Origin of the sequence: Leclercia sp. UBA7405 (assembly GCF_037152215.1) — a bacterium.
GTDB classification, from domain to species: Bacteria; Pseudomonadota; Gammaproteobacteria; order Enterobacterales; family Enterobacteriaceae; genus Enterobacter; species Enterobacter pneumoniae.
In genome coordinates this window covers 99,967-120,337 of record NZ_JBBCMR010000002.1, presented here as the reverse complement: position 1 = coordinate 120,337, position 20,371 = coordinate 99,967, and the positions used below count along the sequence as shown (strand labels likewise).

Genomic DNA, 20,371 nt, shown 5'->3' with positions numbered 1-20,371 from the left:
TCATGGCAGATTACCAGGGTAAAAAAGTCGTTATCATCGGGCTGGGCCTTACCGGGCTCTCCTGCGTGGACTTTTTCCTTGCGCGCGGCGTCACGCCGCGCGTAATGGATACGCGTATCTCTCCGCCTGGGCTGGACAAACTGCCGGAACAGGTTGAACGCCACCTTGGTGGTCTTAATGATGACTGGCTGCTGGCAGCCGATCTGATCGTTGCCAGCCCCGGTATGGCGCTGGCGCACCCTTCGTTAAGCGCCGCAGCCGATGCGGGCGTTGAAATTGTGGGTGATATTGAACTGTTCTGCCGTGAAGCGCAGGCGCCCATCGTCGCTATTACCGGCTCTAACGGTAAAAGCACCGTCACGACCCTCGTGGGTGAGATGGCAAAAGCGGCAGGCGTGAGCGTCGGTGTCGGCGGAAACATTGGATTGCCGGCCTTAATGCTGCTCGATCAGGGACGCGAGTTGTATGTTCTGGAGCTTTCCAGCTTCCAGCTGGAAACCACCTCCAGCCTGAAGGCCGTGGCCGCCACGATCCTCAACGTAACCGAAGATCATATGGACCGTTACCCGTTTGGTCTGCAGCAATACCGTGCAGCCAAACTGCGGGTTTACGAGAATGCAGAAGTTTGTGTGGTTAACGCCGATGATGCGCTGACCATGCCGGTTCGCGGCGCCGATGAGCGCTGCATCAGCTTTGGTATCAACATGGGTGACTATCATCTGAATCGTCAGCAGGGCGAAACCTGGCTACGCGTGCAGGGTGAAAAAGTGCTGAACGTAAAAGAGATGAAGCTCTCCGGGCAGCATAACTACACCAATGCGCTGGCCGCACTGGCGCTGGCGGATGCCGCCGGGTTACCGCGTGCGTCCAGTCTGAAAGCCCTCACCACCTTTACCGGTCTTGCTCACCGATTCCAGCTGGCGCTGGAACACAACGGCGTGCGCTGGATCAACGACTCCAAAGCGACCAACGTGGGTAGCACCGAGGCGGCGCTGAATGGCCTGCACGTAGAGGGTACGCTGCATCTGTTGCTTGGCGGTGATGGCAAATCGGCTGACTTCTCCTCTCTGAAACAGTATCTGAAGGGCGACAACGTGCGCCTTTACTGCTTCGGCCGGGATGGCGCAGAGCTGGCGGCATTACGTCCGGAGGTCGCACAGCAGACAGAAACCATGGAACAGGCGATGCGCCTGCTCGCCCCCACGCTGAAGCCGGGCGATATGGTGTTGCTCTCTCCTGCCTGCGCCAGCCTTGATCAGTTTAAAAACTTTGAACAGCGTGGCGATCTCTTCACCCGCCTGGCGCAGGAGTTAGGCTGATGCGTTTATCTTTCCCTCGCCTTCGTCTGCCGCGCCTGCCGGGATTCGGTATCCTGGCGTGGATCTTCGCGGCGCTGAAAGGCTGGGTGATGGGCTCACGGGATAAAGATTCCGATAGCCTTATTATGTACGACCGTGTGCTGCTCTGGCTTACGCTGGGGCTGGCCGCTATTGGCTTTATTATGGTGACCTCCGCCTCGATGCCCGTGGGGCAGCGTCTGGCGAACGATCCTTTCCTGTTTGCCAAGCGTGATGGTTTGTACATTATTCTCGCATTCTGTCTGGCGATGGTGACACTGCGTCTGCCGATGGAGTTCTGGCAGCGGCACAGCACCGCAATGCTTATCGCCTCCATCGTCATGCTGCTGATTGTTCTGGTGGTGGGCAGTTCTGTTAACGGGGCATCGCGCTGGATTGCCTTTGGCCCGCTGCGAATTCAGCCTGCGGAGTTTACCAAACTGTCGCTCTTCTGCTATCTGGCCAACTACCTGGTGCGTAAAGTCGATGAGGTGCGTAATAACCTGCGCGGCTTTTTAAAACCGATGGGCGTGATTCTGGTGCTGGCGGTATTACTGCTTGCGCAGCCTGACCTGGGTACCGTGGTCGTGCTGTTTGTCACCACGCTGGCCATGCTGTTTCTCGCTGGCGCCAAATTGTGGCAGTTCATCGCCATTATCGGGATGGGCATCTCTGCCGTCGTGCTGTTGATTCTGGCTGAACCCTACCGTATCCGCCGCGTCACCTCGTTCTGGAATCCGTGGGAAGATCCCTTCGGCAGCGGTTATCAGCTCACCCAGTCATTGATGGCGTTTGGACGAGGTGAATTCTGGGGGCAGGGGCTGGGGAATTCCGTCCAAAAACTGGAGTATTTACCGGAGGCACATACCGATTTCATCTTCTCCATCATTGGGGAAGAACTGGGTTATATCGGTGTGGTATTAGCACTTTTAATGGTATTCTTCGTCGCTTTCCGCGCCATGTCGATTGGCCGAAAAGCGTTGGTGATTGATCATCGCTTCTCGGGCTTTCTGGCGTGCTCGATCGGGATCTGGTTCAGTTTCCAGGCTCTGGTGAACGTCGGCGCGGCGGCCGGCATGCTGCCCACAAAGGGGCTGACGTTGCCGTTGATCAGTTATGGTGGCTCGAGTCTGTTGATTATGTCGACCGCCATTATGTTTTTGCTACGTATAGATTATGAAACGCGTCTGGAGAATGCCCAGGCGTTTACACGAGGTTCACGATGAATCAACCGAAGCGGTTAATGGTGATGGCAGGCGGTACCGGCGGACATGTCTTTCCGGGGCTGGCGGTTGCGCACCATTTGATGGATCAGGGCTGGCAAGTACGCTGGCTAGGAACCGCAGACCGCATGGAAGCCGATCTGGTGCCGAAACATGGTATCGAGATCGACTTTATTCGTATTTCCGGTCTTCGGGGCAAGGGAGTGAAAGCTTTGCTGCTCGCACCGGTACGCATTTTCAATGCCTGGCGTCAGGCGCGCGCCATCATGAAACGCTTTAAGCCGGACGTGGTGTTGGGCATGGGCGGTTATGTCTCTGGCCCGGGTGGCCTGGCGGCATGGTCGTTGGGTATCCCCGTTGTGCTGCATGAGCAGAACGGTATCGCGGGCCTCACCAATAAATGGCTGGCGAAAATTGCCAGCAAAGTGATGCAGGCTTTCCCGGGAGCGTTTCCGAAAGCCGATGTCGTGGGTAACCCGGTGCGCGTTGATGTGCTGGCGCTGCCGCTACCCCAGGCGCGACTCACCGGTCGTGAAGGGCCGGTGCGGGTGCTGGTCGTCGGAGGCTCGCAGGGCGCGCGCGTGTTGAACCAGACGATGCCGCAGGTGGCTGCGAAGCTGGGTGAGGCTGTGACAATTTGGCATCAAAGCGGTAAAGGCGCTCAGCAGACCGTTGAGCAAGCTTATGCAGAGGCCGGTCAGCCGCAGCATAAGGTCACCGAATTTATCAACGACATGGCCGCCGCTTACGCCTGGGCCGATGTGGTAGTTTGCCGCTCTGGTGCATTGACGGTAAGCGAAATCGCTGCCGCCGGTTTGCCGGCGCTGTTTGTGCCGTTCCAGCATAAAGACCGTCAGCAGTACTGGAATGCGTTGCCACTTGAAAAAGCGGGCGCCGCAAAAATCTTTGAACAGCCGCAGTTTACCGCAGATGCGGTCGCCACCACCCTGGCGGGCTGGAACCGGGAGACATTACTGGAGATGGCGCAGCACGCACGCGCGGCCGCGATCCCGGATGCCACCGAGCGGGTAGCAAAAGAAGTGAGCCTGGCAGCCCAGGCTTAACCCTCGCAGCGCGTGTTGCGCTGCACGAATTTTAAGTAGTCGATGGCGTTTAGAGAATGAATACACAACAACTGGCGAAACTGCGTTCAATCGTGCCCGAGATGCGTCGCGTCCGGCACATTCACTTCGTTGGCATCGGCGGCGCCGGTATGGGCGGTATTGCCGAAGTGCTGGCGAATGAAGGTTACCAGATCAGCGGTTCTGATCTGGCGCCGAACCCTGTTACGCAACAGTTGGCGTCGCTTGGCGCAACAATCTATTTCAACCATCGCCCGGAAAACGTCAGTGACGCGAGCGTGGTGGTGGTATCCAGCGCGATTTCTGCCGATAACCCGGAGATTGTGGCTGCGCACGAAGCGCGTATCCCGGTAATCCGCCGCGCCGAAATGCTGGCTGAGTTGATGCGTTTCCGTCACGGCATCGCTGTTGCCGGAACTCACGGTAAGACCACGACGACGGCGATGGTCTCCAGTATTTATGCCGAAGCGGGTCTCGATCCAACGTTCGTGAACGGCGGGCTGGTGAAAGCGGCAGGCGTGCATGCACGTCTGGGTCACAGCCGTTACCTGATTGCTGAAGCGGATGAAAGTGATGCGTCATTCCTGCATTTGCAACCGATGGTGGCGATTGTTACCAACATCGAAGCCGACCATATGGATACTTACCAGGGCGATTTCGAAAATTTAAAGCAAACATTCATCAACTTTTTGCACAATCTGCCGTTTTATGGACGTGCAGTAATGTGCGTGGACGATCCGGTCATCCGCGAGCTGCTGCCGCGAGTGGGGCGTCAGATAACTACTTACGGCTTCAGTGAAGATGCCGATGTGCGCGTTGAGAACTATCAGCAGATTGGTGCTCAGGGGCACTTTACACTGGCCCGCCAGGATAAAGAGCTGGTGCAGGTCACGCTGAACGCGCCGGGTCGCCACAACGCGCTAAACGCCGCGGCGGCGGTTGCCGTAGCAACGGAAGAGGGCATTGAAGACGAGGCAATTTTGCGCGCGCTGGAGAGCTTCCAGGGCACTGGCCGTCGTTTTGATTTCCTTGGGGAGTTCCCGCTGGCAGAGGTTAACGGCAAAACCGGTACCGCTATGCTGGTAGATGACTATGGTCATCACCCTACGGAAGTGGATGCCACCATTAAGGCGGCGCGTGCCGGCTGGCCAGATAAAAATCTGGTGATGGTATTCCAGCCTCATCGCTATAGCCGTACCCGCGATCTCTATGATGACTTCGCTAACGTCCTGTCACAGGTGGATGCCCTGCTGATGCTGGATGTTTACTCTGCGGGTGAAGCGGCAATTCCGGGCGCGGACAGCCGTTCGCTGTGTCGTACCATTCGTGGGCGCGGTAAGATTGACCCGATTCTGGTCCCCGACCACGCACAGGTAGCGGCGATGCTCGCCCCCGTGCTGACCGGTAATGATTTGATTCTGGTTCAGGGTGCGGGAAATATCGGCAAGATCGCCCGTAACTTAGCTGAAATCAAACTGAAGCCGCAAAATTCGGAGGAAGAACGCCATGGCTGATAAGATCGCCGTCCTGCTTGGCGGGACTTCCGCTGAACGCGACGTTTCTCTGAACTCTGGCGCAGCAGTACTGGCGGGTCTTCGCGAAGGTGGCATTGATGCGCACCCTGTCGATCCAAAGGAGACGGATGTCACGCGCCTGAAAGAGATGGGATTTGATAAGGTTTTCATCGCCCTCCACGGTCGTGGCGGTGAAGATGGCACCCTGCAGGGGTTACTGGATTTGATTGGCTTGCCCTATACCGGCAGTGGCGTCATGGCGTCGGCCATTTCTATGGATAAGTTGCGCAGCAAATTGTTGTGGCAGGGGGCGGGCTTACCGGTCGCGCCATGGGTTGCTGTTACGCGCCGCGAATTTGAATTAGGCCTGCCAGACAGCGTTATTTCGCGAATTGCCGCGCTGGGTTTGCCGGTTATTGTTAAGCCCAGCCGCGAAGGCTCCAGCGTTGGCATGTCTAAAGTGGACAATGCAGGCGATATATCTTCGGCATTAGCGCTGGCATTTCAACATGATGAAGAAGTTCTGATTGAAAAATGGCTCAGCGGGCCGGAATTTACCGTCGCCATGCTTGGTGAAGAAATTTTACCGTCGATTCGTATCCAACCAGCCGGAACCTTCTATGATTATGAGGCGAAGTATCTCTCTGATGAGACGCAATATTTCTGCCCTGCAGGTCTGGAAGAGAAGGATGAAGCGCAGTTACAGTCTCTGGTCCTTAAAGCATGGACTGTTTTAGGTTGTCGCGGTTGGGGTCGTATAGATGTGATGCAGGACAGTGATGGGCAGTTTTACCTGCTGGAGGCGAACACCTCTCCAGGAATGACCAGCCACAGCCTGGTGCCCATGGCGGCGCGTCAGGCGGGCATGAGTTTCTCCCAGCTTGTTGTACGTATTCTGGATCAGGCGCGCTGATATGTCTCAGGCTGCGCTGAACACGCGAAATCGTGACGAAGAGGAAGAGTATTCGTCTCGTCGCAATAATGGAACGCGTCTTGCAGGGATTATCTTCCTGCTTGCCGTGCTATGTACCGTGTTTGTCAGCGGCTGGATGGTGCTGGGCTGGATGGAAGATGCGCAGCGGTTACCCCTGTCGAAACTGGTGGTGACCGGCGATCGTCATTACACCCGTAACGATGATATACGCCAGTCAATCCTGGCGTTGGGATCGCCGGGAACCTTTATGACTCAGGACGTCAACATCATCCAGAGCCAGATTGAACGTCTGCCGTGGATAAAACAGGCAAGCGTACGCAAGCAGTGGCCCGATGAATTGAAGATTCATCTGGTTGAATTTGTGCCCATTGCGCGGTGGAATGATCAGCATATGGTTGACGCAGACGGAAATTCCTTCAGCGTCCCTGCCGATCGCGTCAGCAAGCAAAATTTACCCATGTTATATGGGCCGGAAGGCAGCGAAAATGAGGTCCTGGAAGGTTTTCGTAACATGGGGCAGGTGTTGGCTAAGGATCGGTTTACGTTAAAGAATGCGGCGATGACAGCGCGACGTTCATGGCAGTTAACGCTGACGAATGACATCAAGCTTAACCTTGGCCGCGGCGACACCATGAAGCGTCTGGCGCGATTTGTAGAACTCTATCCGGTTCTGCAACAACAGGCGCAGGCCGATGGCAAACGGATAAGCTACGTTGATTTGCGCTATGACTCAGGCGCGTCGGTGGGGTGGATCCCGGCGCCGGATGAGGAAACCAGGCAGCAACAAAATCAGGCACAGGTACAGGCAGAACAACAATGATCAAGGCGACGGACAGAAAACTGGTAGTTGGACTGGAGATAGGCACCGCGAAGGTAGCCGCTTTAGTAGGGGAAGTTCTGCCCGACGGTATGGTCAATATCATTGGCGTAGGCAGTTGCCCGTCTCGTGGTATGGATAAAGGTGGGGTAAACGACCTCGAGTCGGTGGTGAAGTGCGTACAGCGCGCCATCGATCAGGCAGAATTAATGGCAGACTGCCAGATTTCCTCTGTGTATCTGGCGCTCTCTGGCAAGCATATCAGCTGCCAGAATGAAATCGGTATGGTGCCGATTTCAGAAGAAGAAGTGACACAGGAAGACGTTGAGAACGTGGTCCATACGGCGAAATCCGTGCGCGTGCGTGATGAGCATCGCGTCCTGCATGTGATCCCGCAGGAATATGCCATCGACTATCAGGAAGGCATTAAAAATCCGGTCGGGCTTTCAGGCGTACGTATGCAGGCAAAAGTGCACTTGATCACATGTCACAACGATATGGCGAAGAACATCGTCAAAGCCGTTGAACGTTGTGGCCTCAAAGTTGACCAACTTATTTTCGCCGGTCTGGCAGCCAGTTATTCGGTGTTGACTGAAGACGAACGTGAACTGGGCGTCTGTGTCGTGGATATTGGCGGTGGTACAATGGACATGGCGGTGTATACCGGTGGTGCGTTGCGTCATACCAAAGTGATCCCGTATGCGGGTAACGTGGTAACCAGCGATATCGCTTACGCCTTCGGCACGCCACCGAGCGATGCAGAGGCGATTAAAGTGCGCCATGGCTGTGCGCTCGGCTCTATCGTCGGTAAAGACGAGAGCGTTGAAGTGCCAAGCGTAGGGGGACGTCCTCCTCGCAGTCTGCAGCGTCAGACTCTGGCAGAGGTTATTGAGCCGCGTTACACCGAGCTGCTGAACCTTGTTAACGAAGAGATTTTGCAATTACAGGAACAGCTTCGCCAGCAGGGAGTGAAACATCATCTTGCGGCGGGGATTGTATTAACCGGCGGTGCGGCGCAAATTGAAGGTCTTGCGGCCTGCGCACAGCGCGTGTTCCATACGCAGGTGCGTATCGGTGCCCCGCTGAATATCACCGGTCTGACAGATTATGCCCAGGAGCCCTATTACTCTACGGCCGTGGGCCTGCTTCACTACGGGAAGGAAACCCATCTCAGCGGTGAAGCAGAAGTGGAAAAACGTGCGTCGGTGGGGTCGTGGATCAAACGAATCAACACCTGGCTACGAAAAGAGTTTTAATTTTTTTAAGAGACCGGAGAGAATTAACGGTTTCGGGCGACAGGCACAACGGAGAGAGAAACTATGTTTGAACCTATGGAATTAACCAACGACGCGGTGATTAAAGTCATCGGCGTCGGTGGCGGCGGCGGTAACGCCGTAGAGCACATGGTGCGTGAACGCATCGAAGGCGTGGAATTCTTTGCAGTTAACACCGACGCTCAGGCCCTGCGAAAGACGGCTGTCGGCCAGACGATTCAGATCGGTGGCGGCATCACGAAAGGTCTGGGCGCTGGGGCTAACCCGGAAGTCGGCCGTAACGCTGCCGAAGAAGACCGTGAAGCACTGCGTGCTGCGCTGGATGGTGCAGACATGGTGTTCATCGCAGCTGGCATGGGTGGTGGTACCGGCACGGGTGCTGCGCCAGTGGTGGCTGAAGTTGCAAAAGATTTAGGTATTCTGACCGTTGCTGTCGTCACTAAGCCTTTCAACTTTGAAGGCAAAAAACGTATGGCGTTTGCGGAGCAGGGTATTACTGAGCTGTCCAAACATGTGGACTCGCTGATTACTATCCCGAACGACAAGCTGCTGAAAGTGCTGGGTCGCGGTATCTCCCTGCTGGATGCCTTCGGTGCTGCGAACGACGTGCTGAAAGGCGCCGTTCAGGGTATCGCTGAGCTGATTACCCGTCCGGGTCTGATGAACGTCGACTTTGCAGACGTTCGCACCGTGATGTCCGAAATGGGCTACGCGATGATGGGCTCCGGCGTGGCAAGCGGTGAAGACCGTGCTGAAGAAGCCGCTGAAATGGCGATCTCCTCTCCGCTGCTGGAAGATATCGACCTCTCTGGTGCGCGCGGCGTGCTGGTTAACATCACCGCCGGCTTCGACCTGCGTCTGGATGAGTTCGAAACGGTGGGTAACACCATTCGTGCGTTCGCTTCTGACAACGCGACCGTGGTTATCGGTACCTCTCTGGATCCAGAGATGAACGACGAACTGCGCGTTACCGTTGTTGCAACTGGCATCGGCATGGACAAGCGCCCTGAGATCACGCTTGTCACTAACAAACAGACTCAGCAGCCAGTTATGGATCGCTACCCGCAGCACGGCATGACCCCGCTGACGCAGGAGCAGAAACCGGCCGCGAAAGTGGTTAATGACAATACACCGCAAACCCAGAAAGAACCGGATTATCTGGACATCCCAGCGTTCCTGCGTAAGCAAGCTGACTAGGATTAGGCTGGAATTTGGGGATTTGCGCTCTTTGTGCTAAACTGCCCTGCCGATAGTGATATACACTCTCGGTTGGATAAGTAATTTGGCGAGATTATACGATGATCAAACAAAGGACATTAAAACGTATCGTTCAGGCGACGGGTGTCGGTTTACATACCGGCAAGAAAGTCACGCTGACGCTGCGCCCTGCGCCGGCAAACACCGGGGTCATCTATCGTCGCACCGACTTGAATCCACCGGTAGATTTCCCGGCCGATGCCAAATCTGTGCGTGATACTATGCTCTGTACTTGCCTGGTGAACGAGCATGACGTGCGGATTTCTACCGTAGAGCACCTTAACGCCGCGCTGGCGGGCCTGGGTATCGACAACATTATTGTTGAAGTCGATGCGCCAGAAATCCCGATTATGGACGGCAGTGCTGCACCGTTTGTTTATCTGTTGCTGGATGCCGGCATCGAAGAGCTGAACAGTGCGAAGAAATTTGTTCGTATCAAAGAGACCGTTCGCGTTGAAGATGGCGACAAATGGGCTGAATTCAGACCGTTTAATGGTTTTTCGTTGGACTTTACCATCGACTTTAACCATCCGGCGATTGATTCCAGCACCCAACGCTATGCGATGAACTTCTCTGCTGATGCGTTTATGCGTCAAATCAGTCGCGCCCGTACTTTCGGGTTCATGCGTGATATCGAATATCTGCAGTCCCGTGGCCTGTGCCTGGGCGGCAGCTTCGATTGTGCCATCGTTGTTGACGATTATCGCGTACTGAATGAAGACGGCCTGCGTTTTGAAGATGAATTTGTTCGTCACAAAATGCTGGATGCGATTGGCGACCTGTTTATGTGTGGTCACAACATTATTGGTGCATTTACCGCGTATAAATCCGGTCATGCGCTGAACAATAAACTGTTGCAGGCTGTACTGGCTAAACAGGAAGCATGGGAATATGTGACCTTCCAGGACGAAGCAGAACTGCCGCTGGCGTTCAAAGCACCAAGCACTGTTCTGGCCTAACGGTTACACCCGTTAACTAAAATAGACTGGTTAACCTGGCACTCTCTCCGGCCAGGGATACCAGTCTTTTTTGTTTTTGTCTTTCCTGAATTTTGCGGTCAACGGCGCGTTTGCTGGTTTCATGACCATTTTTAACTCTCTCTGTGCCTCATTACTGCTGCTGTGTATGGCCTTTAGTGGTAATATCTGGACGCGAAAATAAACAAAATCAAATTGTGAGCCTTGTGGCTCTCTTATTGTGGTGGGGCAATTGAGCGGAATTCTGACGCGCTGGCGACAATTTGGCAGACGTTACTTCTGGCCGCATCTCCTGTTGGGGATGGTCGCGGCGAGTCTCGGTTTGCCTGCGCTCAGCAACAGCGCTGAGGCATCGACGCCGGCGAAGACGTCCGCCACCCATGATTTCACCACCCGCGTTAATTTCACCAATCTTGCGCTGCTGGAAGCGAACCGCCGTACCAATTTCACGGTGGATTACTGGCACCAGCATGCGATTCGTACCGTCATTCGTCATCTCTCATTTGCGATGGCGCCGCAGGCGCTGCCTGCCATCGAAGAGTCGCTGCCAGTACAGGCGCACCATCTTGCGCTGCTTGATACGCTCAACACGCTGCTAACGCAGCAGAGTAAACCGCTGGCTACCCTGCCTCAGCCTGCGGTTATCTCGTTAGCCCCGGAATCGACCTTCTTTGTATCCGCCTGGATAAGCCAGGTGCAGGGTATCCGCGCCGGGCCTCAACATCTCAGTTAAATTAATCGTTTTTTAATCACTTAATTTATCTATCCTGACCGGGATGTTTGAGATTTTATTATGCTAATCAAATTATTAACTAAAGTTTTTGGTAGTCGTAACGATCGTACCCTGCGCCGCATGCGTAAAGCTGTCACCGTCATCAATGGCCTTGAGCCAGAAATGGAAAAACTGTCCGATGACGAGCTGAAAGCGAAGACCGCTGAATTCCGCGCGCGTCTTGAAAAAGGCGAGACCGTAGAAAGCCTGATCCCTGAAGCATTTGCTGTGGTACGTGAGGCGAGTAAGCGCGTATTTGGGATGCGTCACTTCGACGTGCAGCTGTTGGGTGGTATGGTCCTGAACGATCGCTGCATCGCAGAGATGCGTACCGGTGAAGGTAAAACCCTGACCGCAACGCTGCCGGCGTACCTGAACGCGCTCTCCGGTAAAGGCGTTCACGTGGTAACCGTCAACGACTATCTGGCGCAGCGTGACGCCGAAAACAACCGTCCCCTGTTCGAATTCTTAGGCATGACCGTAGGCATCAACATGTCTGGTCTGCCAGCACCCGCCAAGCGTGAAGCGTATAACGCCGACATCACTTACGGGACCAACAACGAATACGGCTTCGACTACCTGCGTGACAACATGGCGTTTAGCCCGGAAGAGCGCGTACAGCGTAAACTGCACTATGCGCTGGTGGATGAAGTTGACTCCATTCTCATCGATGAAGCACGTACGCCGCTGATCATCTCCGGTCCGGCGGAAGACAGCTCTGAAATGTACCGCAAAGTCGACAAAATCATCCCACATCTGATTCGTCAGGAAAAAGAGGACTCGGATACCTTCCAGGGTGAAGGCCACTTCTCTGTGGATGAAAAAGCGCGTCAGGTTAACCTGACCGAACGCGGCCTGGTGCAAATTGAAGAGCTGCTGGTTGCGCAGGGCATTATGGACGAGGGTGAGTCACTCTACTCCCCGACCAATATCATGCTCATGCACCACGTCACCGCTGCGCTGCGTGCTCACGTCCTGTTTACCCGCGACGTTGATTACATTGTGAAAGACGGCGAAGTGATCATCGTTGATGAGCACACTGGCCGTACCATGCAGGGCCGCCGCTGGTCCGACGGTTTGCATCAGGCTGTCGAAGCCAAAGAGGGCGTCGACATCCAGAATGAAAACCAGACGCTGGCGTCTATTACCTTCCAGAACTACTTCCGTCTGTACGAGAAGCTGGCAGGCATGACCGGTACGGCAGATACTGAAGCCTTCGAATTCAGCTCTATCTATAAGCTGGATACCGTTGTGGTGCCGACCAACCGTCCAATGATCCGTAAGGACATGCCGGATCTGGTCTATATGACCGAAGCAGAAAAAATTCAGGCCATCATTGAAGATATTCGCGATCGTACCGCTGCCGGTCAACCGGTGCTGGTAGGTACGATTTCCATCGAAAAATCGGAAGTGGTCTCGAATGAACTGACGAAAGCAGGTATCAAGCACAACGTACTGAACGCCAAATTCCACGCGAAAGAGGCAGATATCGTTGCGCAGGCGGGTTATCCCTCTGCCGTGACCATCGCCACCAACATGGCAGGCCGTGGTACCGATATCATGCTGGGTGGTAGCTGGCAGGCTGAAGTGGCCGAGCTGGAAAATCCAACTCCGGAGCAGATTGCTCAGATCAAAGCCGAGTGGCAGGTGCGTCACGATGCAGTGCTGGCTGCAGGTGGCTTGCATATTATCGGCACGGAACGTCACGAATCACGTCGTATCGATAACCAGCTGCGTGGCCGTGCGGGTCGTCAGGGTGATGCCGGTTCTTCTCGCTTCTACCTGTCTATGGAAGATGCCCTGATGCGTATCTTCGCCTCCGACCGCGTTTCCGGCATGATGCGTAAGCTGGGGATGAAGCCGGGCGAAGCCATCGAGCACCCATGGGTGACCAAAGCGATTGCCAACGCACAGCGTAAAGTAGAAAGCCGCAACTTCGATATTCGTAAACAGCTGCTGGAATACGATGATGTAGCGAACGACCAGCGTCGTGCGATCTACACCCAGCGTAACGAACTGCTGGACGTGTCTGATGTGAGCGAAACCATCGACAGCATCCGCGAAGACGTCTTCAAAGCGACTATCGACGGACATATTCCTCCGCAGTCCCTGGAAGAGATGTGGGACGTGGAAGGGCTGCAGGAGCGCCTGAAAAACGACTTCGACCTCGACCTGCCGATTAAAGAGTGGCTGGATAAAGAGCCAGAGCTGCATGAAGAGACGTTGCGTGAACGCATCTTCGCTTCTGCGGTAGAAGTCTATAAACGCAAAGAAGAGGTTGTGGGTGCAGAGATGATGCGCCACTTCGAAAAAGGCGTAATGCTGCAGACGCTGGACTCTCTGTGGAAAGAGCACCTGGCTGCGATGGATTATCTGCGTCAGGGTATCCACCTGCGTGGCTATGCGCAGAAAGATCCTAAGCAGGAGTACAAGCGTGAATCCTTTGCGATGTTCGCCGCCATGCTGGAGTCACTCAAATATGAAGTGATCAGCACCCTGAGCAAAGTTCAGGTCCGTATGCCGGAAGAGGTGGAAGCGATGGAGCAGCAGCGTCGTGAAGAAGCTGAGCGTCTGGCCCAGATGCAGCAGCTAAGCCACCAGACGGATGACAGCGAGGCCGCAGCCGCTATTGCCGCGCAGAGTGGGGATCGCAAAGTGGGTCGCAATGATCCTTGCCCATGTGGTTCGGGTAAAAAATATAAGGCGTGCCACGGTCGCCTGAGCTAAGTGATGAACTGACTAAAAAGGCGCAGCGTTCTGCGCCTTTTTTATAGGTGTAATTCGATGAAAGTATTGAATATCTCGACCGGTATTATCCGTAACGCGAAACAGCAAATTTTTATCACTCAGCGTGCCGCCGATGCCCATATGGCCAACAAGTGGGAATTTCCGGGCGGTAAAATTGAAGCGGGCGAAAGTGCAGAGCAGGCGCTGGTGCGTGAATTACAGGAAGAGGTTGGCATCACTCCTCAGGGTGCGACGCTTTATGAAAAACTGGAGTACCAGTTTCCCGATCGCCATATCACTCTGTGGTTCTGGCTGGTGGAGAGCTGGGACGGTGAGCCGTGGGGCAAGGAGGGGCAGCCAGGGAGCTGGGTTGCGCAAAGTGAGCTGGATGCGGAGAAGTTCCCACCTGCGAACGAGCCGGTGATTTCACGCCTGAAACGGGGCCAGTGAGTCTGCCGGACTATGCGCCGGCAGGCTTTGCGTCTTAGCGCTGTTCCTCGCTCCAGTCATCGCTGTCTGAGAGATCGCCCGCGCTGGGAATACGTTTCTCTTCGGCAGCCCATTCACCCAGATCAATAAGCTGACAACGCTTGCAACAAAATGGGCGAAACGGACTTTGCTCGCTCCAGACCACGGCTTTACCGCAGGTCGGGCAGTTTACTGTCGTAACATCAGACATCTTTACTCCTTAACAACACGCCAGCTCGAAATCGAGACGTTCTGGCACCACGCCATGTTCGCTATCTAACGGCATAAAACGGATCGCAAAACGGCTTTTATGGCCTGAAATCTGCGGGTAGAGCTGCTCGTCCAGCGCCAGATTCAGACGCAGCAGGTCGGCATCTTCTCCATTATCCTGGTAAAAACCATTCAGACTGGTCTGTTTACGGAACTGCGCCGAGTTGCGAATCAAATCCAGAATTAAGGATAAGGCCTGAATAAGCGGCTCCAGGCTCTGAAGCCAACTCTGGACCTGCGCATCACGTTGCGCCTGGGGCATATGCAGCCAAATGTGCAGGGTGGGTAAATCAAAACTACAGCAGCCACCCGGGATGCTCAAACGCTGACGTACCAGCGCAATCAGGCGATCTTCACGCAAGAACTGGCCAATACGCGGCGCACTCATCAGTATTCCGCTGCTGTTTTTTAGCTGCTGACGCAGCGCGTCGATACGACTGTTATCTACTCCAGGGACTTCAGCCCATGCCTGCAGTTTACGATGCTGGCGCTCCAGCTCTTTTAACAGCTCCGTACGGACTTCACCGCGCTCTAACACATCCAGCAGATCGCCAACATTGCGAAAGAAGTGCAGGGCTGAGGTGTGGTTATTAACCGGAAGAGAATTTGACAGCTGCTGGACTAAAAACTCGATGCGCAACCAGGTACGCATTTTTTCATTGAGCGGATGCTCAAACAGAATGTGGGTGTGCATTATGGCTTTTCCTGTGAATCGGCCTGCGCTGCAAGTTGCAGGTATTGTGCATGCAGGCGGGCAACAGCGGATGCAATGGCATCCGGTGCGCCGTCATTATTAATAACATCATCCGCGACGGCAAGGCGTGCTTCACGCGTGGCCTGCGCGGCCAGAATAGTTTCCGCATGATGGCGCGCAACGTTATCACGCGCCATGGTGCGCTGAATTTGGGTCTCTTGAGAGACGTCGACCACCAGAATCCGATCGGCTTTATCGTGCAGACAATTCTCCACCAGCAGGGGGACCACCCACATCACGTAAGGTGAGGTTGCTGCAGCAATCTGCCGTTGAGTCTCTTGCTGAATTAAGGGGTGGAGGAGGGCGTTGAGCCAGGCTTTTTCGTCGGGATGAGAGAAGATACGCTCGCGCAGCATGCGACGATTTAACGTGCCATCCGGCGCAATAAGCTGGCTACCAAAATGTTCGGCAATGGCCTGAAGTGCGGGTGTATTCGGTTCTACCACCTGACGGGCAATAATATCGGAGTCAATTATCGTGACACCCAGATGAGAGAAGGCGTCAGCAACAGTGCTTTTGCCACTGCCAATGCCCCCCGTTAACGCAACGATGTACCCCATTAAACAAAATCCTGGGAATTATTCATTATTAAAATCAATTGCTTAAAATTTAATCATTCAGCAATCAAGGTTTAGCCCTGTTTACTTACTTTTGAGCAGGTAAATTTATAGGATTGTAGCGTAAAAAAAGAGAATTTCGCAGTCTTGCGCAGCCAGTATTAGTGCGTATGATAGCGTCACTGGAGTTGTGAGTTTCGTTTTTCGCCATTGACCCCAGGAATCCGCTAATGCGTATCGAAGAAGATCTGAAGTTAGGTTTTAAAGACGTTCTTATCCGCCCTAAACGCTCTACCCTCAAGAGCCGCTCAGACGTTGAACTCGAACGTCAATTCACCTTCAAACATTCCGGTCAGACCTGGTCTGGTGTGCCAATTATCGCCGCCAACATGGATACCGTGGGTACTTTTGCAATGGCGACAGCTCTGGCAAGCTTCGACATTCTGACCGCGGTGCATAAGCATTACAGCGTGGAAGAGTGGAGTGCGTTCGCCAGCGCCGCTTCCGAGAACGTGCTGAAGCACGTCATGGTTTCTACCGGCACCTCTGATGCCGATTTCGAGAAAACCAAACAGATCCTTACCGCTAACCCGGCCCTGAACTTTGTCTGTATCGATGTGGCTAACGGTTACTCCGAACACTTCGTACAGTTCGTTAGCAAGGCGCGCGAAGCCTGGCCAACGAAGACCATTATCGCGGGCAACGTGGTAACCGGCGAAATGTGTGAAGAGCTGATTCTTTCTGGCGCTGATATCGTAAAAGTTGGTATCGGTCCGGGCTCCGTCTGCACAACCCGCGTCAAAACCGGTGTCGGCTATCCCCAACTCTCTGCAGTCATTGAGTGTGCCGATGCGGCGCATGGCCTGGGCGGGCAAATCATCAGCGATGGCGGCTGCACCACACCCGGTGACGTGGCTAAAGCGTTCGGCGGCGGCGCAGATTTCGTGATGCTGGGTGGGATGCTGGCAGGGCATGAAGAGAGCGGCGGCAACATCGTTGAAGAGAATGGCGAGAAATTCATGCTCTTCTACGGCATGAGTTCCGAATCCGCCATGACCCGACACGTCGGGGGTGTGGCGAAATACCGCGCCGCTGAAGGAAAAACCGTGAAGCTGCCTCTACGTGGCCCGGTGGATCACACCGCACGCGACATTCTGGGCGGCCTGCGTTCAGCTTGTACCTACGTGGGTGCATCTCGCCTGAAAGAGCTGACTAAGCGCACGACCTTTATCCGCGTTCAGGAACAGGAAAACCGCGTTTTCAATAGCCTGTAATCCTTCTCGCTGGCGCCTCAGCGCGCCAGCGTTATCCCCCGCTCATCGCATCCCCCAAATGAAATATAGGCAGGTACATCGCCACCACCAGCGTGCCAATAATGACGCCCGTCACAATCAACAGGAGCGGTTCCAGCAGAGACGCGAGGTCATCCGCGTGTTGAAAGGTCTGCGCATTATGATGCTGCGCCAGGTTATAGAGCATGGTATCCAGTGCGCCAGAAACTTCACCGGTGCGAACCAGTTGAATGCAGAGTGGCGTAAACAGGCCCGCAGTGTTGAATGCTGACCAGATGGGCGAGCTCTGCATCACGCGCTGGCGAATCGCCTGCAGTTTGTCGCGCCAGAATGGGCACTCCATTGTCTCTTCGGTGCTCTCCAGCCCCTGCAGAAAGGTGATGCCTGCCTGTTGGGTGAGTGACAGCACGGTAAATATTTGGCTAAGCTTTTGACCCCGCACAAGCGTACCGATCAGGGGGCACCTAAGGAGCAGGCGCATCGTCACCCTTTGCCAGGGCGGGTGGCGACGCAGCCCCAGCAGGCCTAAACCAGCAGCAACCAGCAGAACCAAAAAGACCCAACCCCAGCGTTGTAAAAACGCGGCTGCGGCCATCACGCCCTGCGTGAGTGCGGGTAAAGGTGTATTAAAGGTTTTGTAGATAGCAGCAAATTCGGGTAGGACCATCGTCACCATCGCCAGTACGACGGCGATGGCCAGCGAAAGGATGATAATGGGGTAGCGGAGTGCCTTTTTAACCTTTGCGCTGAGCTGCTGTTGCGTTTTTTGCTGAATAGCGAGCTGACGGCAACACTCATCGAGCTTACCGGTCAGTTCTCCGGTTTTCATCATTGAGATGTAGAGCGGCGGGAACACGTCAGGCCATTTCTTGAGCGTATCGGAAAAGGGGCTACCCGCGCTGAGATCCTCGGCGACGCTCTGCAATAGCGCCTGCCAGTGTTTAACCGGATGTTGCTGTGCAAGTAGCTCCAGAGAGGCCGATAGCGTTAAACCTGCCTGTAGCAACGTAGCCAACTGATGGATGACCTCATAGCGATGCTGGGGCTGCCAGTGCGCCTGACGCAGCGTGCCGCGACGCAATGATAGCGGGAAAAGCGCATTATCTTGCAGCTTTTGCCATGCACTTTCACGGTCAGGGGCCAGGATGGCCCCCTCTATGCTTACGCCCTGCTGATTAAGGGCGCGCCATCGCCACAGCTGTTCACTGGCCATGTGGCATTCCTAACACGCGCACCAGCTCCTCCAGCGTGGTTTTCCCTTCTTCCACGGCCATACAGCCATGTTCGAACAGCGTCATCATGCCTGCCTGACGTGCATGCGCTTCAATCTCTTCAACTGGCGCACCACGCGCAATGGCCAGGCGAAGATCGCTACTGATCGCCATCACTTCAAATATCGCCACCCGGCCATAAAAACCATGATAACAACGGTCACAGCCAGCGGGCAGCCAGTGCGGCAGCGGCCCTGGCCACAATGTGCCGGGCAGCGGCACTTCGCGTTCTGTTTGTTGGCGGCAATGAGGGCAGAGTCGGCGTACCAGGCGTTGCGCGATAACCAGCGATAACGCCGATGAGATCATCCAGCGCGCCACCCCCATCTGCTGCAAACGCACCAGCGTCTCCGCCGTTGAGTTGGTGTGCAGGGTAGAAAGCACCAGATGTCCGGTTTGTGCCGCATTCATAGCAATTTCCGCTGTTTCACCGTCACGGATTTCGCCCACCATAATGATATCCGGGTCTTGCCTAAGAAAAGCGCGCAGTACGCTCTGGAACGTCAATCCTGCCCGGGGATTGATCTGCGTCTGGTTCAGCCCCTCCAGGGGGATTTCGATGGGATCCTCAACGCTGCAGATGTTCACTTCAGGCGCATTGCGCGTCTGGAGGGCACTGTATAGGGAGACTGTTTTCCCACTGCCGGTGGGGCCGGTCACCAGGATTAGCCCTTGTGGTTTCATCAACGCCTCACGAAAACAGTGCAACTGAGAAGAGGCCATCCCCAACTGGTCAAGCTGATGGGCTTGTTGTACCTGTTGAAGCAGGCGGAGTACGATTTTTTCGCCGCGACGGCAGGGCAGGGTGGCGATGCGAAATGACACCGGTGCGCCCGAGAGTTCAACCGTGAATTGCCCATCCTGCGGCAGCCGACGTTCGGCGATATCGAGATTGCCAAGCACCTTAAGTCGTGCCGTCAGGCTAGTACCCAGCGCCACGGAGAGGGGCTGCTGGGAATAGAGCACGCCATCAATGCGTAGCCGAATTTGCCAGATCTCATCTGCAGGTTCGATATGAATATCCGAAGCGCGCTGTTCAAGGGCGTGACTCAGCGTACGGTTGAGGATCTCCACCGCCGAACGCCCGGTATCGGCCTGGACGGGAAGATGGGATTGCGAGGCCGCCTGTCGGTATTTCTCCATGCGTTCGGCACTCCAGCATTCAATATCGACGTTTTTTTGCGTTGCGAAGCGCAGTGCATCCAGCATCTCTGGCGCCGGCTGGCCCAGCACGGCAATGCTCAACCGTGCCTCGGTGCTGTTGAGGAGTAGCGCGTTATGGCGCTGACACAGCGCCATCAGTTTCTCAGGATTCATCTGCCTCTCCTGCTGGATCCGTAAAGCGGAACACATCTTCGCAGGCCTGCTTCAGGGCGCTGTCATCGCTGATCGTGCAGGTGCGAGTCCAGCCCGTAATGCCGTTGCCATTATCCCAGACTGGGGTCAGGGCTACGCTCAGGCCATTCAGACTCTCCTGACCCGTCAGGGTCACAGCACCATTGGCGACAGACATCGCAGAGACGTAGCGGGACGTCGCCGGAGAGGGGATACCATTCGCACCCGCGTCGCAGCTATCCGTTCCGCCATGATCCAGCGCGCAGAGTTCGACTGCGGTGCGGTAAGGAATAAAGGTTTGTAGCATGTCGGTGAGGGCCGCTTTTCGCAGATAGTTTTGATAAGCGGGGATGCCAATGGCGCTCAGTATCGCGATGATCCCTATGACCACCATCAGTTCAATTAGCGTAAATCCTTGTTGTCTGTTCATGTGTCGCTCCTGTGGTTAACTGGCGACACTGTGTCAGCCTGTTATCGTCAGGGCGAGCGACAAAAATGGTTTCGTGGAGG

The 20,371-nt window shown here is 55.0% G+C and carries 19 protein-coding genes; 13 read left to right on the top strand and 6 right to left on the bottom strand.

Going from position 1 to position 20,371, the window contains the following annotated elements:
• The first annotated feature begins 2 nt into the window (after positions 1-2).
• The 12 genes from murD (at position 3) to mutT (ending at position 14,364) form a co-directional block, all read left to right on the top strand.
• Entirely contained in the window at positions 3-1,319 is a 1,317-nt protein-coding gene (gene murD, locus WFN75_RS12890; RefSeq protein WP_336996285.1) for a UDP-N-acetylmuramoyl-L-alanine--D-glutamate ligase, read from the top strand.
• Positions 1,319-2,563, top strand: coding sequence for a cell division protein FtsW (ftsW, locus tag WFN75_RS12885; protein ID WP_040077170.1), 1,245 nt, complete (start codon positions 1,319-1,321; stop codon positions 2,561-2,563). The genes murD and ftsW overlap by 1 nt, the downstream gene beginning before the upstream one ends.
• Entirely contained in the window at positions 2,560-3,624 is a 1,065-nt protein-coding gene (gene murG / locus WFN75_RS12880; protein ID WP_336996284.1) for an undecaprenyldiphospho-muramoylpentapeptide beta-N-acetylglucosaminyltransferase, read from the top strand. Before ftsW ends, murG begins: the two co-directional genes overlap by 4 nt.
• 56 nt (positions 3,625-3,680) lie before the next feature.
• The gene (murC, locus tag WFN75_RS12875; protein ID WP_336996283.1) at positions 3,681-5,156 is read left to right on the top strand and encodes a UDP-N-acetylmuramate--L-alanine ligase; all 1,476 of its coding nucleotides are present in this window, start codon (positions 3,681-3,683) and stop codon (positions 5,154-5,156) included.
• Positions 5,149-6,069, top strand: coding sequence for a D-alanine--D-alanine ligase (locus tag WFN75_RS12870; RefSeq protein ID WP_233801969.1), 921 nt, complete (start codon positions 5,149-5,151; stop codon positions 6,067-6,069). Before murC ends, WFN75_RS12870 begins: the two co-directional genes overlap by 8 nt.
• Position 6,070: 1 nt before the next feature.
• The gene (gene ftsQ, locus WFN75_RS12865; protein ID WP_046884983.1) at positions 6,071-6,910 is read left to right on the top strand and encodes a cell division protein FtsQ; all 840 of its coding nucleotides are present in this window, start codon (positions 6,071-6,073) and stop codon (positions 6,908-6,910) included.
• A complete protein-coding gene (gene ftsA, locus WFN75_RS12860; protein ID WP_046884982.1) occupies positions 6,907-8,163 on the top strand; it encodes a cell division protein FtsA in 1,257 nt (418 codons plus the stop codon). Before ftsQ ends, ftsA begins: the two co-directional genes overlap by 4 nt.
• 63 nt (positions 8,164-8,226) lie before the next feature.
• Positions 8,227-9,378: a cell division protein FtsZ gene (ftsZ, locus tag WFN75_RS12855; protein WP_040077163.1), complete on the top strand. Its 1,152-nt coding sequence runs from the start codon at positions 8,227-8,229 to the stop codon at positions 9,376-9,378.
• Positions 9,379-9,479: 101 nt separating this feature from the next.
• On the top strand, positions 9,480-10,397 hold the full coding sequence (gene lpxC, locus WFN75_RS12850; RefSeq protein ID WP_040077161.1) for a UDP-3-O-acyl-N-acetylglucosamine deacetylase: 918 nt from the start codon (positions 9,480-9,482) through the stop codon (positions 10,395-10,397).
• Between the two features lie 250 nt (positions 10,398-10,647).
• Positions 10,648-11,148 carry a secA translation cis-regulator SecM gene (gene secM, locus WFN75_RS12845; RefSeq protein ID WP_212477213.1) on the top strand — a complete coding sequence of 167 codons (501 nt, stop codon included), beginning with the start codon at positions 10,648-10,650 and terminating at the stop codon, positions 11,146-11,148.
• Positions 11,149-11,208: 60 nt separating this feature from the next.
• Complete coding sequence (secA, locus tag WFN75_RS12840) at positions 11,209-13,914, top strand: preprotein translocase subunit SecA (RefSeq protein ID WP_040077158.1); 2,706 nt, start codon at positions 11,209-11,211, stop codon at positions 13,912-13,914.
• 57 nt (positions 13,915-13,971) lie between these two features.
• The gene (gene mutT, locus WFN75_RS12835) at positions 13,972-14,364 is read left to right on the top strand and encodes an 8-oxo-dGTP diphosphatase MutT (protein WP_207292999.1); all 393 of its coding nucleotides are present in this window, start codon (positions 13,972-13,974) and stop codon (positions 14,362-14,364) included.
• A 34-nt stretch (positions 14,365-14,398) separates the two neighbouring features.
• On the opposite strand, the gene yacG is transcribed toward mutT, so the two are convergent.
• The 3 genes from yacG to coaE are packed head-to-tail and all read right to left on the bottom strand — an operon-like array spanning position 14,399 to position 15,966.
• Positions 14,399-14,593, bottom strand: a complete 195-nt coding sequence (gene yacG / locus WFN75_RS12830; protein ID WP_040077156.1) for a DNA gyrase inhibitor YacG — start codon at positions 14,591-14,593, stop codon at positions 14,399-14,401.
• A gap of 9 nt (positions 14,594-14,602) precedes the next feature.
• The gene (gene zapD / locus WFN75_RS12825; RefSeq protein WP_040077155.1) at positions 14,603-15,346 is read right to left on the bottom strand and encodes a cell division protein ZapD; all 744 of its coding nucleotides are present in this window, start codon (positions 15,344-15,346) and stop codon (positions 14,603-14,605) included.
• A complete protein-coding gene (coaE, locus tag WFN75_RS12820; protein WP_336996282.1) occupies positions 15,346-15,966 on the bottom strand; it encodes a dephospho-CoA kinase in 621 nt (206 codons plus the stop codon). The genes zapD and coaE overlap by 1 nt, the downstream gene beginning before the upstream one ends.
• Before the next feature lie 227 nt (positions 15,967-16,193).
• Here coaE and WFN75_RS12815 point away from each other — a divergent pair, with 227 nt between their 5' ends.
• Positions 16,194-17,237, top strand: coding sequence for a GMP reductase (locus WFN75_RS12815; protein WP_040077152.1), 1,044 nt, complete (start codon positions 16,194-16,196; stop codon positions 17,235-17,237).
• Between the two features lie 31 nt (positions 17,238-17,268).
• Here WFN75_RS12815 and hofC read toward each other — a convergent pair whose 3' ends face one another.
• Genes hofC through ppdD form a run of 3 tightly spaced genes read right to left on the bottom strand, consistent with a single transcriptional unit; the run spans position 17,269 to position 20,291 of the window.
• Positions 17,269-18,468, bottom strand: coding sequence for a protein transport protein HofC (hofC, locus tag WFN75_RS12810; protein ID WP_336996281.1), 1,200 nt, complete (start codon positions 18,466-18,468; stop codon positions 17,269-17,271).
• Positions 18,458-19,843: a type II secretion system protein GspE gene (gene gspE, locus WFN75_RS12805; protein WP_263617160.1), complete on the bottom strand. Its 1,386-nt coding sequence runs from the start codon at positions 19,841-19,843 to the stop codon at positions 18,458-18,460. The genes hofC and gspE overlap by 11 nt, the downstream gene beginning before the upstream one ends.
• Positions 19,833-20,291, bottom strand: coding sequence for a prepilin peptidase-dependent pilin (ppdD, locus tag WFN75_RS12800; protein WP_040077149.1), 459 nt, complete (start codon positions 20,289-20,291; stop codon positions 19,833-19,835). The genes gspE and ppdD overlap by 11 nt, the downstream gene beginning before the upstream one ends.
• Positions 20,292-20,371 lie beyond the last annotated feature (80 nt).